Origin of the sequence: Streptomyces sp. NPDC005438 (assembly GCF_040606315.1) — a bacterium.
Taxonomy (GTDB): Bacteria; Actinomycetota; Actinomycetes; order Streptomycetales; family Streptomycetaceae; genus Streptomyces.
In genome coordinates this window covers 338,776-352,912 of the sequence record NZ_JBEXEP010000006.1, presented here as the reverse complement: position 1 = coordinate 352,912, position 14,137 = coordinate 338,776, and the positions used below count along the sequence as shown (strand labels likewise).

Sequence of the window (14,137 nt, the reverse complement as noted above, 5' to 3'; positions counted from 1 at the left end):
CGCAGCCTGATCAGACCGTCCCGCAACCGGGTCTTGACCGTGCCCAGGGGCAGCGCCAGCAGTTTGGCGACCTCCCGGTAGGTCAGCCCCTGGTAGTAGGCGAGGGTCACCGACTCGCGCTGCACCTCGGTGAGGGTACGCAGACAGCGCCGTACCTGCTCCCGCTCCAACCGGGCCTCGACCTGCTCGGTGACCTCGTCGAAGGCGGGGGTGCGCTCCAGCAGCGCCGCGCGGTTCTCCCGGTCGGTGGCCGCCTGTGCCGAGCGCACCCGGTCCACGGCCCGACGGTGCGCCATCGTCAGCACCCAGCCCATGGCACTGCCCCGCTCCGGCCGGAAGTGCGGCGCCCGGCGCCACACCTCCATCAGCACCTCCTGGGCGACCTCCTCGGACTGGGCCGGGTCGCGCAGCACGCTCCGCACCAGCCCCAGCACCGGGCCGGCCACCAGGTCGTACACCGGGCCGAAGGCCTCCTGGTCGCCCCGGGCCACCCGGAGCAGGAGTTCCGGCAGGTCGGGCCCGGAGCCGGGCGCCGACGTGAGGGGGACGGCCTCTCTCACGCGCCCTCACCCCCCAGGTCGTACGGGGGTGAGGGCGGCGGCTTGCTGGACATCGGTTCCTCCCGAAGCAGGGTTCACCTCTGCTTCGTAGCCGGGACCCTCCTGGATGGGTGTGGATCGCGGAGGGTGGTCAGGCTTCGCACCGTAGAGGGGGAAGCCCGCCGGGAGGGCCAACTGCCCGTGTGTCGCGGCGGGTTCAGCCGCGCCAGTTCATCTCGTCCGGGTCGGCGCCCAGCCGGCTGTCGGTGTTCAGGGCGTTGACCTCGGCGATCTCCTCGGCGGTGAGCTGGAAGTCGAACACGTCGATGTTCTCCCGGATGCGGGAGGGGGTGACCGACTTGGGGATCACCACGTTGCCGAGTTGCAGGTGCCAGCGCAGTACGACCTGGGCGGGGCTCTTGCCGTACTTCTCGCCCAGCTCCGCGAGCCCGGGCTCACGCAGCAGGTCCTTGCCCTGGCCCAGCGGGGACCAGGCCTCGGTGGCGATCTCGTGTTCCGCGTGGAAGGCCCGCAGTTCGGCCTGGGACAGGTGCGGGTGCAGCTCGACCTGGTTGAGCACCGGGGTGCGCCCGGTCTCCTCGATCAGCCGGGACAGGTGGTGGGGCTTGAAGTTGGACACCCCCACGGACTTCGCCCGGCCCGACTCCAGGATCTTCTGGAAGGCCCGCCAGGTCTCCACGTAGGAGTCCACCCCGGGCATCGGCCAGTGGATGAGGTACAGGTCGACGTAGTCCAGGCCCAGCCGCTCCAGGGAGGCGTCGAAAGCCCGCAGGGTGGAGTCGTACCCCTGGTCGGCGTTCCACAGCTTGGTGGTGACGAACAGTTCCTCGCGGGGGATGCCGGAGGAGGCCAGGGCGATGCCGGTGCCCTTCTCGTTCTCGTAGACGGCGGCGGTGTCGATGCTGCGGTATCCCGCCTCCAGCGCCTCGGCCACCGCCGGGGTCGCCTCGTCGTCCGGCACCTGCCAGACACCGAAGCCCAGTTGGGGGATCGTGCGGCCGTCGCGGAGGGTGAGGTGGGGAACGTCGCTCACGGTGGTCCTTTGCTCGGTCTGCGTGCGTGGTCACAAGGCGGCTGCTGCCGCTCCGTCGCACAACGGAGGCGTCCCCTCCGAAATTCCTGCCGCCGGCCGGGGACCGCTGGGGTGTGTCGTTCGGATCCTGGGAGATCAGGGAGCGCGTCCTGGTGTGGTGGGCCGTGGACACCGCAAGGCGGAGGAGGAGTCGATGCGGCGCATCGGCGGCAGCGGCCCACGGCGGCCCACGGCGACTCACCGCGACCCACCACGACAACGCGGCGAGGTGCGGCACGCTCGGTGACACCGCACGCGAGCCTCGCAGTGATCCGAACGGCACACCCTAACGGTGGTAGAGCGCCTCGATCTCCTGCGCGTACGCCTCCTCGATGGCCTTGCGCTTCAGCTTCAACGAGGGCGTGACCAGGCCGTCCTCCTCGGTGAAGCGGGCGGCCAGGATGCGGAAGGTACGGATCGACTCCGCCTGGGAGACGGTGGTGTTCGCGGCCACCACCGCGCGCCGGACCTCCAGCTCCAGGTCCGTGTCCCGCACCAGCTCGGTCGGGTCCAGTTCCGGCTTGCCGTGCACCGTCAGCCAGTGCGCCACCGCGTCCTCGTCCAGGGTCACCAGCGCCGAGACGTACGGGCGGTCGTTGCCGATCACCAGGCACTGGGCGACCAGCGGGTGGGTGCGTACCCGGTGTTCCAGGGGCGCGGGGGAGACGGTCTTGCCCCCGGAGGTGACCAGGACCTCCTTCTTCCGGCCGGTGAGAGTGAGGTAGCCGTCCTCGTCCAGGGCGCCCAGGTCACCGGTGGCCAGCCAGCCGTCCTGGAGGGCCTCCTTGGTGGCCCGGGAACTGTTGAGGTAGCCCTGGAAGACGATGGCGCCGCGTAGCCACACCTCCCCGTCCTCGGCGATCCGCACGCTCACCCCGGGGATGGGCTGACCCACGGTGCCGTAGCGGGGGCGCTCGGGCGGGTTGACGGTGGCCGCGGCGGTGGTCTCGGTCAGCCCGTACCCCTCGAAGACCCGTACGCCCACCCCGGCGAAGAACAGGCCCAGCCGCCGTTCCATGGCGGAGCCGCCGGAGACCGCGTAGCGGCAGCGTCCGCCGAGGGCGGCCCGCAGCTTGCCGTAGACCAGCTTGTCGCACACCTGGTGCCGCATCCGCAGGGCGGCGCTGGGGCCGTGGCCCTGCCCGAAGGACCTGGCCTCCAGCGCCTCGGCGTACTGCACGGCGACCTCGGCCGCCCGGTCGAACGCCGCCGCCCGGCCCTCGGTCTCGGCCCGGCGCCGGGCGGTGTCGTAGACCCGCTCGAAGATGTACGGCACGCCCAGGATGAACGTCGGGCGGAACGAGGCCAGGTCCGGCAGCAGCGCGGCGGCCGTGACGTTGGGCTGGTGCCCCATCCGTACCCGGCCCCGCACGCACACCACCTGGAGCATCCGCCCCAGCACGTGGGCCAGCGGCAGGAACAGCAGGGTGGAGGAGGGGTCCTCCTTGTAGGGGCGGAACAGCTGGTCACGGTAGCGGGCGATGATGTTGTCCACCTCGGCCGCGAAGTTACCGTGGGTGAGTACACAGCCCTTGGGCCGGCCGGTGGTGCCGGAGGTGTAGATCAGGGTGGCGGTGGAGTCCGGGGTCACGGCCATCCGGTGGCGGCGCACCACGTCGTCGTCGATCCGGGTCCCCGCGTCGGTCAGCTCCTTCTCCGCCCCGGCGTCCAGCTGCCACAGCCGGCGCAGTCGGGGCACCTGGTCGACCACCGAGCCGATCGTCATCGCGTGGTCCTCGTGCTCCACCAGGGCGGCGGTGACGTCGGCGTCCCGCAGGATCCAGGCGACCTGCTCGGCCGAGGCGGTCGGGTAGATCGGCACCGACTGCGCCCCGACGCTCCAGATCGCGAAGTCCAGCAGGGTCCACTCGTACCGGGTACGGGACATCAGCGCGATCCGGTCACCGAACCGCACACCCTGGGCGATGAGCCCCTTGGCGACGGCGAGCACCTCGTCGCGGAACTGGCCGGCGGTCACCTCCCGCCACTCACCCGAGGAGTCCTTGCGGTTCAACAGAACGTGGTCGGGGTCGGCGGTGGCGTTGTCGTACACGCAGTCCGCCAGCCCGCCCACCGGGGGCGCGGTGACCAGAGCGGGAACGGTGAACTCGCCCAATGCCTTAGCTCCTCACCTCGCCCTGTGCGGCGTCGTGACCGTATCGGATCCGGGGCCCGTGCGGGAGGTGGCGGACACCGGTTCACCTGGGCAAATACGGCCACTTCGGGTTTCGGTAAAGGACTCGTCGCAGTACGCCTTCGAATTCCGCACCCGATCTCCCTCTCCGCGACCGTGAGGTGAACGCTCCGTGGTCATCTCCCGTCTCCGCCGACCCGTCCGCCCCTACGGCCCCCGTGGCGTCGACGGGGTGCCGCACGGTCGCGATCCGGTCACGCCGGAGGGAGTACCGGAGGGCCGAACCCCTCTTCGCTTGTGGGGCCGTCCCTTCCGCGCCGTTCCCGGCGCTCCCGGTCGGATCAGCCGTCCAGGGCCACCCGTTCCGCGCCGGCGTAGACGTTCATGGAGGTGCCACGGAGGAAGGCCACCAGGGTCAGCCCGGCCTCCTCGGCCAGGTCCACCGCCAGGGAGGAGGGCGCCGACACCGCCGCGAGGGTGGGCACCGAGGCCATCACGGCCTTCTGCGCCAGCTCGAAGGAGGCCCGCCCGGACACCAGCAACACCGAGTCCCGCAAGGGGAGTTGGCCGTCCAACAGCGCCTGCCCCAGCAGCTTGTCCACCGCGTTGTGCCGCCCCACGTCCTCCCGGAGGTCCACCAACCGCCCCTCGGGCGTGAACAGCGCCGCCGCGTGCAGCCCCCCGGTCCGCTCGAACACCCGCTGCCGCTCCCGCAACCGGTCCGGCAGGGAGGACAACAGCGCGGGGCTGAGCCGGTAGGAGTCGGCCGGCGGGGGCAGCTCCCAGTGGGCGGTGGTGTGCACCGCCTCCAGGCTGGCCTTGCCGCACAGCCCGCAGGAGGAGCTGGTGTACACGTGGCGCCGCAGTTCCGGGCCCGGGACCGGCACGCCCTCGGCCAGCCGTACGTCCAGCACGTTGTAGGTGTTGGACCCGTCCTCCACGGCACCCGCGCAGTAGGCGATGCTCTGGATCTGCTTGGCCGAGGTCACCACCCCCTCGCTCAGCAGGAACCCGGCCGCCAACGGGAAGTCGTCCCCCGGGGTACGCATGGTCACCGCCAGCGGCTCGCCCATCACCCGGATCTCCAGCGGCTCCTCCACCACCAGGGTGTCCGGCCGGTGCCCGGCCACCCCGTCCCGTACCCGCAGCACCTGACGCCGTGCGGTGACCCTTCCCATGGCTGCCGTCCCCTCGCCTCGTCGTCTCGTGTGCGGGACCACCAGCCCCTGCACCGATTGTCCCTCGGCCCGGCCTCGCCGAACCCCTGGTGACGGCGGTGATCAGGGGCGGGGCGGGCGCCGGCCGCGTAGGGTGACCGCCTCGGAGGAACGGGCCACGGCCGAAGGAGGGGCGATGGAGGGGAACGAGCGGGACGCGCTGGCCGTCTTCGACCTGGACGGCACCCTCTGCGACACCCGGCACCGGCTCCACCTGATCGAGTCCACCCCCCGCGACTGGAACGCCTTCTTCCGTGCCGCGCCCCAGGACCCGCCGCTCGACGAGGGGGTACGGCTGGCGCGGCAGTGGGCCGAACGCTGCGAGCTGGGCTACGTCACCGGCAGGCCGGAGCGCTGCCGCGCGGACACCGAACGCTGGCTGGACCAACACGGCCTGCCCCAGGGCGAGTTGTGGATGCGGGGCGAACGGGACCGCCGCCCGGCCAAGGTCGCCAAGCTGGAACTGCTCACCCGCCTCGCCGCCCGACGCCGGGTCGCGGTGGTGGTCGACGACGACGCCCAGGTGTGCGCCGCCTACCGCCGCCGGGGCTTCGAGGTGGTACGGGCCGACTGGATGCCCTCCGCGCCGACGCTCCGCGAGGCCCAGCACCGGCGCGGTCGTACCTGAGGCCGACCGGTACGCCCGCCGAAACGATCACCCGAACCGGGCCCGGTGGTCCGTGGATTGCCCCGGTCACGGGCGCCCGGACCCCGGTCTGGGCGGGGCATAACCGTGGTGAGAGGCACCCCCAAACCTTGGTATGGTGGCGCGAGCGCAGGTGGCCCGGCCGCCTGGCACACCGGTCCGGGTGGCGGAATGGCAGACGCGCTAGCTTGAGGTGCTAGTGCCCTTTACAGGGCGTGGGGGTTCAAGTCCCCCCTCGGACACCAGCTGAGACCTCACTTCGTGTGGGGTCTTCCGCGTTTCGGGGCAGTGGCGCGAGCGATCACGTGGCCAGCGGCCCAGGATCCCCCGGGGCGGACCAGGGACGACGGGCCGTGCCCGTCGGCGGCGGGCCGCCGGGTCACCTCCTCCCCGGTATCCGTACGTGGGGGCGTCGTTCGCGGAGGTCACGGCGCCGCCGGCGGTCACCGTCATCAGGGTGATCAGAGCCGAGGTCCGGTCGTACGAGGGGACGCCCACCGTTGGGCACCCGCCCACGCCGCGACGTCCGCCCCGAACCGATGCGCCCGGAGCCGCTCGCGGCCAACCGAACGGTCCTGCCGCAACGGGCAGGGGCGTTCCTCTGTTGGTCGGCGCCGCTGGCGGTCACCCGTCCTCGGGCGGGATCACGAACCCCCGTGTCGGCCCTGAACCCGGTTTCTCCTTCGGGAACTTGGCGGCCAGAGAGGCCAGCGCGTCAGCGGTCACGTCACGGCGTGTGGCCGGGTCGGCAGTGTCGTACACGCGCCATGGCCCCGCCGTGTTCGCCGGGTCCTCCGGTGCGACCACGCCGGGGATACCCAACCGCTTGAGTACGGCCTCCACCTGTCGTGCGTCCTCGCCGTTCACTGTTCTCCCTTCCACTGGTCGCCATCGGGGTGGCTACCGCCACCGCCCGAGCAGTGCGAAGCGCACTTGCCCGGATTGATCGGACCGCAGCCCGCCGGGCTTCGGTGTGTGGGAGCAGTTCGCCGTCACCGACACCAGGGCCTTGGTCGGGCCCGTCCACAGTTCGCTGTCCACGGTGTGACCGGCCTGCTCGATGATGGCCACCGTACGCGTGAGCGCGTGTACGTCGTGCCGCTCGGCATCGGGGCGCTCGGGCCAGTGATGCACGAACCGGCCCAGGCGTGCGCACAGCTTCTCGTACAGGTTCGTATGCAAGATCAACGCGTGCCACCCCTCGTCCACCACGTTCGAGGGCGTGATCCTGACGGTCGGGAACCGCGCGGCGGCGTCCATGAACTTGAGCGCTTCCACCACGATCCGCTCGGCCGTAGCCTCGTCCATGCCGGGGTTGTTGTCGATGACGGTTGCGACGACACCCCCGAACGCGACGGGGCTGAGTAATGCGCGTACATCCTGCATGTGCGTTCCTCCTTGTGGTGACACTTCACAGCCCGCCCCGGTAGCTCGACTCGCCAGAGTTTCCGCTGCCGGGGTGGGACAGCCGGTGGTCCGTCACGGGGACAACGTACGCACCGGAGCCTTCTCGATCCGTTGCACGGAATCTGGAGAGACCAACCACTCAGCGCCTCCGGATTCGGGCCACAGAAACGCCGTCGGGCGCTTATGGCGGTGCTGCGGCAGGTCGGCGGGGTCATCCGTGACAAGGGCCCCGATGTCTCGGACCGTGACCATCAGTGGCCCTCCGGATGTCGCCGCAGGAAGACGTTGCAGTCCGACACCGTCGTCATGTCACCAACGACCCGCGCACGGTCTCGCGCGTTGGCCAACTCTGCGCACCCAGCGCAGCCCGGCACGGCTGTGGGTTCCAGGTTCACAGTCAGCGGAGGCTCCACCGGCCCACTCGGATACGTTCTCGGCTCGCTCATGCCGACACCCCTCCGAGCATGGACGCCGCGAACTCCCCAGCCCCTTCTGCCGATTTCGTCCTTCTCGCCATTCCGACTACCTCCCCGCGATCCGTGAGATTTGATGTTCCCCCGGATCTGGGTGGCTTCCTCACATTATTTGCGTTGTCGGGTAGACGATCACGCGCGGCAGTCTGCGGCCCACTGCCCGAGCAAGGATCTTACGTCCTCTCCGAACAACGCGTGATGCTCGTACATGCGGAAGACGTCGAGGTGTTCCGAGATGTCCCGAGCATCCTGGAAAACGATACGTCCAGTAAATGTCTCGACAGTTGCTAGCCGTTGGTCATAGACGGTGAAGGTGTTCAGAGGCCCACGGCCGACAACTGTGCCCGTAGGGATGACCCCGATACGCACGTTGGGCAGGTGAGAGACTGAGGCGAGCCGATCCATCTGGACGGCCATCGCCGCAGGCGGGACCACGGCCCACCTGACGGCTTGTTCTGTCAGCAGGAAGGTGAAGTGCTTCGTGCTGTCGTAGAGGACCGCTTGCCGTTCCAGCTTCCTTGCGACCGTCTTGGTTGTGTCCACTGGGGAGTTGCTGAGGCTGGCCCTGATGTATTCGGGTGTAGCCAGGAGTCCCGTCACCATGGCAGGCAGGAAGTAGCGGAGCGCCGATGCTTCGCCTTCGAGGCCGGCCAGCTCGGCTTGTCGCTTCTCCAACCCTCTTCGCCAAGATGCCCGCTTGCCCTGCCACTCCGTATTGGCGAGCCGCGCCAGGGCGGTAACTTCGGCCAGGATTTCCGGGGGCGCGTCGAGGGCTCCAAGAATCAACTCAACATCGACCAGGCCGGGGGTGACTCGTCCGGTCTCAATGTTGCTCAGCTTGGTCTGAGATATATTGCAGCGCTGAGCGAGCCAGACCTGTGTACGCCTGGCTCGCTTTCGCATACTGCGGAGTGTTTCTGCTAGGTCGGCCTTCGACTGGCCTAGCTGGTCAGGGTCAAGCGTCAAGGCCCTTCACGTACTCCTCGAAAGGTACTGCGTACTCCAGGGCGACCCGCTTCCACTCCCGATAAGGCCTTGGATCACCTTCGTACGCTTCGCGATTGATCTGGGTTCCGTCCGGACGGAAGTTCAGGTGAGCGATGCGGGAATCGTCGAACATCCACCAGTCTTGGCCTGAGAGCGGCAATCCGAAGTTGTCTCGCGTCACATCCAAGATGCGAATGTCTTCCCCGGCGGCAATGTTTCCGGGGATGCCCCAGGCGAATTGATACCGCTGGTAGTCGGTGAGCGGCTGACGCACGATCCGGACACGGCCGATGCGCTTGCCGGATTCGACGTATCCGCGCACTCGTTCGTGCCAGCGGGCATTGTGGCCGCTGGGCTTGTCATCACCGCGCAGGAAAAGGGCTACGTTCTCCTGCTCCTTGGGCATGGTGTACGTGGGCTGCGCCTCGAACCGCCATGCTTCGCGCTCGAAGGCGTCGAAGAACCGGCGCCAGTCGTCACCATCCAAGAGCACGGACAGCCTCCCTCAGAATGTGCTCGGGGATCTCCACCAGTCCCTCGCCCGAGGGCGGGGTGAACACGCCGGACACCTCGCCCTGGACGACGATCGAACCACTCTTGGTCCGGTAGACGTTGGGGCAATCGTCGTCGTCACAGTTGGGTCCGCCGACTTTGCCGGTAAGGCGGGTCAGTTCCTCACGCGCCATGGTTCCTCTCCTCGGGCGCAGGGGCCTTCCCTGCCTCCATGAGGACGGTAGGCCGGGCTCGCGCGCCAGGTCTATGACACTTTGCCGATATTCGCGTTGTCGGGTAGACGATCTTGGGAACCCCCGACCGGTCAGGTGCGAGCGAGGGTTGGCTACGTGACCAACCCATAACCAACAGCGGTCCGAAACAGCCTGAGACAGGGGGCACGCATGACCAGCCGAGTCCGTCAAGATGAGGCACTCTGAGGCATGTTTCCCCCGGGGCCTCTCGCGTTGCGGGCCCGGTGTGCCCGGCGTTCCCCCGTACCCCGTCCCACGGCGGTACGCGATGGCCGCCCATGGGACACGCAGCCCCCCGGCCTGGCCGCCCAACTCCACCGGCTGTGGCGGGGGTTGGGCCCCACCGGGCTTTTCGTGGAGCCGTCGGGGGAGCGGGGGGGTGGCCCGGTGTGGGGTTCTGTGCCCGAGCTGCCCGGTGGTGGGTGAAAGGGGGCGAAGGGGGGAGTGGGTGCCGTATGTGTCCTTCGCGCCCCCGGGGGGTACGTCGTTCCCTCTGGGGTACCCCGATTCGCGCGAGGAGCGTTCCACGTGACCACCACCGTGCCCGCCCTGTCCGCCAGGAGGGCCCACGCGCCCTTCGAGACCGTCGACCTCCAGCGGCGCGCGTTGCGCCCGGACGACGTGCGCGTGGACATCCGGTACGCCGGCATCTGCCACTCCGACATCCACCAGGTCCGCGACGAGTGGGGAGAGGGCCTCTTCCCGATGACGCCGGGGCACGAGATCGTCGGCACCGTGGTGGAGGTCGGCGGCAACGTCCGCGACCACGCGGTGGGTGACACCGTCGGCGTCGGCTGCTTCGTGGACTCCTGCCTGGAGTGCCAGGCCTGCCGGGAGGGCGAGGAGCAGTTCTGCGAGAAGGGCGTGGTGCAGACGTACGCCCAGGAGGACTACCACGGCGAGGTCACCTACGGGGGCTACAGCCGTCAGATCGTCGTCCGGGACCACTTCGCGGTGCCCATCCCCGAGGGTGTCGACCTCGCCGGGGTGACGCCCCTGCTGTGTGCGGGCATCACCACCTACGCCCCGTTGAAGCGGTACGACGTGGGCCCGGGGACCCGGGTCGGCGTCATCGGGATGGGCGGCCTGGGGCATGTCGCGGTCAAGATCGCGGCGGCCCTGGGTGCCGAGGTCAGTGTGCTCAGCCGTACCGACGCCAAGCGGAAGGACGGCCTGGCCTTCGGTGCCCGGCACTACCTCGCGACCGAGGACGAGTCGGTGTTCGACGACCTGAGGTGCTCCTTCGACCTGCTCCTCAACACCGTGGGGGACGGCATCCCGATGGACGACTTCCTGAGCACCCTGGGGCGGGGCGGGGTCATGGTCAACCTCGGCGCCCCCAGCGACCGGTTGGAGATCGCCGCGTTCTCGGTGCTGACCATGCGCCGTTCGGTGGCCGGGTCCATGGTGGGCGGGCTGGCGCAGACGCGGGAGATGCTGCGGTTCTGCGCCGAGCACGACATCACCGCGACCGTGGAGGTCATCGGGGCCGACCAGGTCGACGAGTACTACGACAGGGTGGTCGACGGATCGGTGCGCTACCGCGCGGTGATCGACGCCCACACCCTCGGCGAGCCCGCTTCCGGCGGCTGAGGCCCAGCCCCCGCCGCCGCATCGCCCGGACCTCCGACGGTGTGCGGCAACGGTCCAGCCCCGGGCGCCGGTTGAGGCGTCCGGGGGTGCCGTACCGGCCGCTGTACGGGGTGCCGTACCGGGCGCCCGTATCCGGAGGCGTGCCGTCGGGTGGCCCGGGGGCGGGGGCCCCGGGTGGCGTGCCCCGACGTGCGGGGGGTGGGTATCGGTGCTGCCATGGTCGGGGCCCGTGGTGTGCGCGTGGCCCACCGACCGGCGCCCCTCAAGGAGGCAGACATGGCCGCCCTGACCGTGTGGAAGTTCCCCAGCTCCGAGCAGGCCTCCCAGGTGGAGGACACCCTGCTCTCCCTACAGAAGCAGGGGTTGTTGCAGGTGCATGACGCGGCGGTGGTGAGCTGGCCCTCGGACCGCAAGCAGCCCAAGACCCGGCAGCTGCACAACCTGGCCGGCGCCGGCGCCCTGGCGGGCACCTTCTGGGGGATGCTGTTCGGGCTGATCTTCTTCGTACCGTTGCTCGGCGCGGCGATCGGAGCGGCGGCCGGAGCGCTGGGAGGCGCCCTGACGGACGTGGGCATCGACGACGACTTCATCCGGCAGGTGCGCTCCGAGGTTACCCCGGGCAGCTCGGCGCTGTTCCTGCTGACCTCGGAGGAGGTGGTGGACCGCATCCACCAGGAGCTGCCCGGTGGGAGCGCGAAGCTGATCCACAGCAACCTCTCCGAGGACGACGAGACCAGGCTGCGTGAGGTGTTCCAGGGCTGAGTCACGCGTTCCCTGGGAGTCCGCCCTGACCGGGCGGCACTCCGGCCGCGCCGTCACCCGCTGCCCCCGGGCCGGCGTCCTGGGCCCAACGGCCCTGGGACGCCGGCCCGTTGGCGTGGCCGGGGGTCATCGTGTGACGCGGTCGAGGAAGACGGCGAGGTTGCCGTGCATCCGGCCCACCTTCTCCTCCAGGGTCAGCGACTCCTCCACCCCGCCGCCGAGTTCGGCGCCCTTCCGGCCGCGCAGGTACAGCGAACAGTCAAGGTCCTCGCACACGTAGAGGCCGACCGAGTCGCCGCGCTGGCCGGCCTTGCCCGCCCTGGGGGCGACCATCAGGGACACGCCTCCGGTGTGCGAGGTCAGGCACAGCGAGCACATGCTGCGCCGTTTCCGCCAGGGGCCGGGGCCCGGGCGCCGTAGGGCCAGGCCCCTGGTACGGCCGTCGAGTACGGCGACCAGATAGGCGCGGTCGGGGGACTGGGGGTCGCGCCAGCCGAGGTAGTCCAGGTCCTCCCAGGGGCGGTCGGCCAGGTCGCGCGGGACCGTCAGCCGGCTGGCCTGTCCCTTGGTGAGGTTCACGAAGTTGCCGCGGATCTGCCGCTCGGTCAGTGGCTCCATGAAACCCCACGCTAATTTGCCTAATAGCTTTAGGCAAAACCATAATGGCCTCAGGCAGCGGATCGGAGAGGTCATGGCGTACGCGGGACTGACCACGGAGCGGCTCACCCGGGCCGGAGCCGAACTGGCCGACGAGGTCGGCTTCGACCAGGTGACCCTCTCGGCGTTGGCGAGACGGTTCGACGTCAAGGTGGCGAGCCTCTACGCCCACCTGCGGAACTCCCAGGACCTCAGGACCCGCATCGCGCTGCTGGCGCTGGAGGAGATGGCCGACCGGGCCGCCGACGCGGTGGCCGGACGAGCGGGCAAGGACGCGCTGACCGCCTTCGCCAACGTCTACCGCGACTACGCCCGTGAACACCCCGGCCGCTACGCCGCCGCCCAACTCCGGCTCGACACCGAGACGGCGGCGGCCAGCGCCGGAGTCCGTCACTCCCGTATGACCCGGGCCATCCTGCGCGGCTACGACCTCGCCGAACCGGACCAGACCCACGCCGTACGCCTGCTGGGCGGCGTCTTCCACGGCTACGTGAGCCTGGAGCTGGGCGGCGGGTTCGACCACAGCGAGCCCGACAGCCAGGAGAGCTGGAACCGGTCCCTGGACGCCCTCGACGCGCTGCTGCGCAACTGGCCCGGAGCGTGACCCCCCTCCATCGGGGCCGCCCCGACCTCGACCGCCCATCCACCTCCCCACCCGACAGGCTGAACCCCATGCGCCCCACCGGCCACCCGCTGATCACCACCCCCCTGACCGAGGAACTCCTGCGCGGCGCCCTGGAGTGGGAGCGCACCGGGCGGGGCCTGCGACCGCACCGGCTCCCCGCCTGGGTGCGGGCCCAGTGCGAGGACCCGCAGCTGGCCATGGCGGAGGCCCAACCCTCCGGCGTACGGCTGGTGTTCCGCAGCCGGGCCACCGTCGTCGAACTGGAGACCCTCCCGACCAAACGCGTCTACCCGGGGGTGCCCGCCCGCCCGGACGGGGTGTACGAACTGCTGGTGGACGGCGAGCCGGCCGGCCGGGGCAGTGTGCACGCCGGCGACACCCTCACCATCGACCTGGGCGCCGACCCCGCCGCACCTGAGTACCGCGCCGGCACTCCCGGGACCGTCCGCTTCACCGGTCTCCCCGACCGGCCGAAGGGCATCGAGGTCTGGCTGCCGCACAACGAGACCACCGAACTCGTCGCGCTGCGCACCGACGCCCCGGTGGAGCCGGCGCCCGAGTCGGGCCGCCCGGTGTGGCTGCACCACGGCAGCTCGATCAGCCACGGCTCCAACGCGGAGACCCCCACCACCACCTGGCCCGCGCTCGCCGCCCGCCAGGGCGGGGTGGAACTGGTCAACCTCGGGATGAGCGGCAGCGCCCTGCTGGACCCGTTCACCGCCCGTACGCTGCGGGACACCCCGGCCGACGTGATCAGCGTCAAGTTCGGCATCAACCTGGTCAACGCCGACCTGATGCGGCTGCGCGCCTTCACCCCGGCCGTACACGGGTTCCTGGACACCGTCCGCGAGGGCCACCCCGACGCCCCGCTGCTGGTGGTCTCGGCCCTGTGGTGCCCGATCCACGAGAGCACCCCCGGGCCGGCCGCCTGGGACGTGAGCGAACTCGACCAGGGGCGGGTGCGGTTCGTGGCCATGGGGGACCCGGCGGACGTGCCCGGCGGCCGGCTGACCCTGGAGGTCGTCCGGGAGGAGCTGGCCCGGATCGTCAGGCAACGCGCGGCCCGGGACCCGAACCTCCACTACCTCGACGGGCGTGACCTCTACGGCGAGGCCGACGCCGAGGAACTGCCGTTGCCCGACAACCTGCACCCGGACGCCGCCACCCACCGACGGGTCGGCGAGCGCTTCGCCCGGTGGATGTTCGCCGACGGTGGCCCCCTCGCCGTACGAGGCTGACCCGGGCCGAAGTACCCACC

The 14,137-nt window shown here is 70.4% G+C and carries 15 protein-coding genes, 1 tRNA gene and 2 pseudogenes; 6 read left to right on the top strand and 12 right to left on the bottom strand.

Annotated features, from left to right (window positions below; genetic code table 11):
- Nucleotides 1-10 precede the first annotated feature (10 nt).
- The 5 genes and pseudogenes from ABZT14_RS15760 to fdhD all read right to left on the bottom strand — a co-directional run.
- Nucleotides 11-64: pseudogene (locus ABZT14_RS15760) on the bottom strand (hypothetical protein); the annotation flags it as partial.
- A pseudogene (gene sigK, locus ABZT14_RS15755) lies at nucleotides 42-491 on the bottom strand (ECF RNA polymerase sigma factor SigK); the annotation flags it as partial. The pseudogenes sigK and ABZT14_RS15760, both read right to left, overlap by 23 nt.
- Before the next feature lie 265 nt (nucleotides 492-756).
- Nucleotides 757-1,593: an aldo/keto reductase gene (locus ABZT14_RS15750; RefSeq protein WP_356302082.1), complete on the bottom strand. Its 837-nt coding sequence runs from the start codon at nucleotides 1,591-1,593 to the stop codon at nucleotides 757-759.
- A gap of 325 nt (nucleotides 1,594-1,918) precedes the next feature.
- Nucleotides 1,919-3,748 (bottom strand): AMP-dependent synthetase/ligase, encoded by a 1,830-nt coding sequence (locus tag ABZT14_RS15745; protein WP_356302079.1) that lies wholly within the window; start codon nucleotides 3,746-3,748, stop codon nucleotides 1,919-1,921.
- 359 nt (nucleotides 3,749-4,107) lie between these two features.
- Nucleotides 4,108-4,944 (bottom strand): formate dehydrogenase accessory sulfurtransferase FdhD, encoded by an 837-nt coding sequence (fdhD, locus tag ABZT14_RS15740; RefSeq protein WP_356302076.1) that lies wholly within the window; start codon nucleotides 4,942-4,944, stop codon nucleotides 4,108-4,110.
- A gap of 175 nt (nucleotides 4,945-5,119) precedes the next feature.
- On the opposite strand from fdhD, the gene ABZT14_RS15735 reads away from it, so the two are divergent.
- Nucleotides 5,120-5,611 carry a hypothetical protein gene (locus tag ABZT14_RS15735; RefSeq protein WP_356302073.1) on the top strand — a complete coding sequence of 164 codons (492 nt, stop codon included), beginning with the start codon at nucleotides 5,120-5,122 and terminating at the stop codon, nucleotides 5,609-5,611.
- Between the two features lie 175 nt (nucleotides 5,612-5,786).
- Nucleotides 5,787-5,874, top strand: a tRNA-Leu gene (locus ABZT14_RS15730).
- Between the two features lie 379 nt (nucleotides 5,875-6,253).
- Here ABZT14_RS15730 and ABZT14_RS15725 read toward each other — a convergent pair.
- The 6 genes from ABZT14_RS15725 to ABZT14_RS15700 form a co-directional block, all read right to left on the bottom strand.
- A complete protein-coding gene (locus tag ABZT14_RS15725) occupies nucleotides 6,254-6,496 on the bottom strand; it encodes a hypothetical protein (protein WP_356302070.1) in 243 nt (80 codons plus the stop codon).
- 33 nt (nucleotides 6,497-6,529) lie between these two features.
- Complete coding sequence (locus ABZT14_RS15720) at nucleotides 6,530-7,015, bottom strand: hypothetical protein (protein ID WP_356302067.1); 486 nt, start codon at nucleotides 7,013-7,015, stop codon at nucleotides 6,530-6,532.
- A gap of 272 nt (nucleotides 7,016-7,287) precedes the next feature.
- Nucleotides 7,288-7,482 carry a hypothetical protein gene (locus ABZT14_RS15715; protein WP_356302064.1) on the bottom strand — a complete coding sequence of 65 codons (195 nt, stop codon included), beginning with the start codon at nucleotides 7,480-7,482 and terminating at the stop codon, nucleotides 7,288-7,290.
- A gap of 159 nt (nucleotides 7,483-7,641) precedes the next feature.
- Nucleotides 7,642-8,475, bottom strand: coding sequence for a helix-turn-helix transcriptional regulator (locus tag ABZT14_RS15710; RefSeq protein ID WP_356302061.1), 834 nt, complete (start codon nucleotides 8,473-8,475; stop codon nucleotides 7,642-7,644).
- Nucleotides 8,465-8,989 (bottom strand): DUF6879 family protein, encoded by a 525-nt coding sequence (locus tag ABZT14_RS15705; RefSeq protein WP_356302058.1) that lies wholly within the window; start codon nucleotides 8,987-8,989, stop codon nucleotides 8,465-8,467. The genes ABZT14_RS15710 and ABZT14_RS15705 overlap by 11 nt, the downstream gene beginning before the upstream one ends.
- Entirely contained in the window at nucleotides 8,973-9,182 is a 210-nt protein-coding gene (locus ABZT14_RS15700; protein WP_356302055.1) for a hypothetical protein, read from the bottom strand. The genes ABZT14_RS15705 and ABZT14_RS15700 overlap by 17 nt, the downstream gene beginning before the upstream one ends.
- 588 nt (nucleotides 9,183-9,770) lie before the next feature.
- Between ABZT14_RS15700 and ABZT14_RS15695 the strand changes: the two genes are divergently transcribed.
- Both ABZT14_RS15695 and ABZT14_RS15690 read left to right on the top strand, forming a co-directional pair.
- On the top strand, nucleotides 9,771-10,835 hold the full coding sequence (locus ABZT14_RS15695) for an NAD(P)-dependent alcohol dehydrogenase (protein ID WP_356302052.1): 1,065 nt from the start codon (nucleotides 9,771-9,773) through the stop codon (nucleotides 10,833-10,835).
- Between the two features lie 276 nt (nucleotides 10,836-11,111).
- A complete protein-coding gene (locus ABZT14_RS15690; protein ID WP_356302049.1) occupies nucleotides 11,112-11,597 on the top strand; it encodes a DUF1269 domain-containing protein in 486 nt (161 codons plus the stop codon).
- Between the two features lie 126 nt (nucleotides 11,598-11,723).
- On the opposite strand, the gene ABZT14_RS15685 is transcribed toward ABZT14_RS15690, so the two are convergent.
- Nucleotides 11,724-12,215: an FBP domain-containing protein gene (locus ABZT14_RS15685; RefSeq protein WP_356302046.1), complete on the bottom strand. Its 492-nt coding sequence runs from the start codon at nucleotides 12,213-12,215 to the stop codon at nucleotides 11,724-11,726.
- 73 nt (nucleotides 12,216-12,288) lie between these two features.
- On the opposite strand from ABZT14_RS15685, the gene ABZT14_RS15680 reads away from it, so the two are divergent.
- Nucleotides 12,289-12,858: a WHG domain-containing protein gene (locus ABZT14_RS15680; protein WP_356302043.1), complete on the top strand. Its 570-nt coding sequence runs from the start codon at nucleotides 12,289-12,291 to the stop codon at nucleotides 12,856-12,858.
- Nucleotides 12,859-12,926: 68 nt separating this feature from the next.
- The gene (locus ABZT14_RS15675; protein WP_356302041.1) at nucleotides 12,927-14,117 is read left to right on the top strand and encodes a GDSL-type esterase/lipase family protein; all 1,191 of its coding nucleotides are present in this window, start codon (nucleotides 12,927-12,929) and stop codon (nucleotides 14,115-14,117) included.
- Nucleotides 14,118-14,137 lie beyond the last annotated feature (20 nt).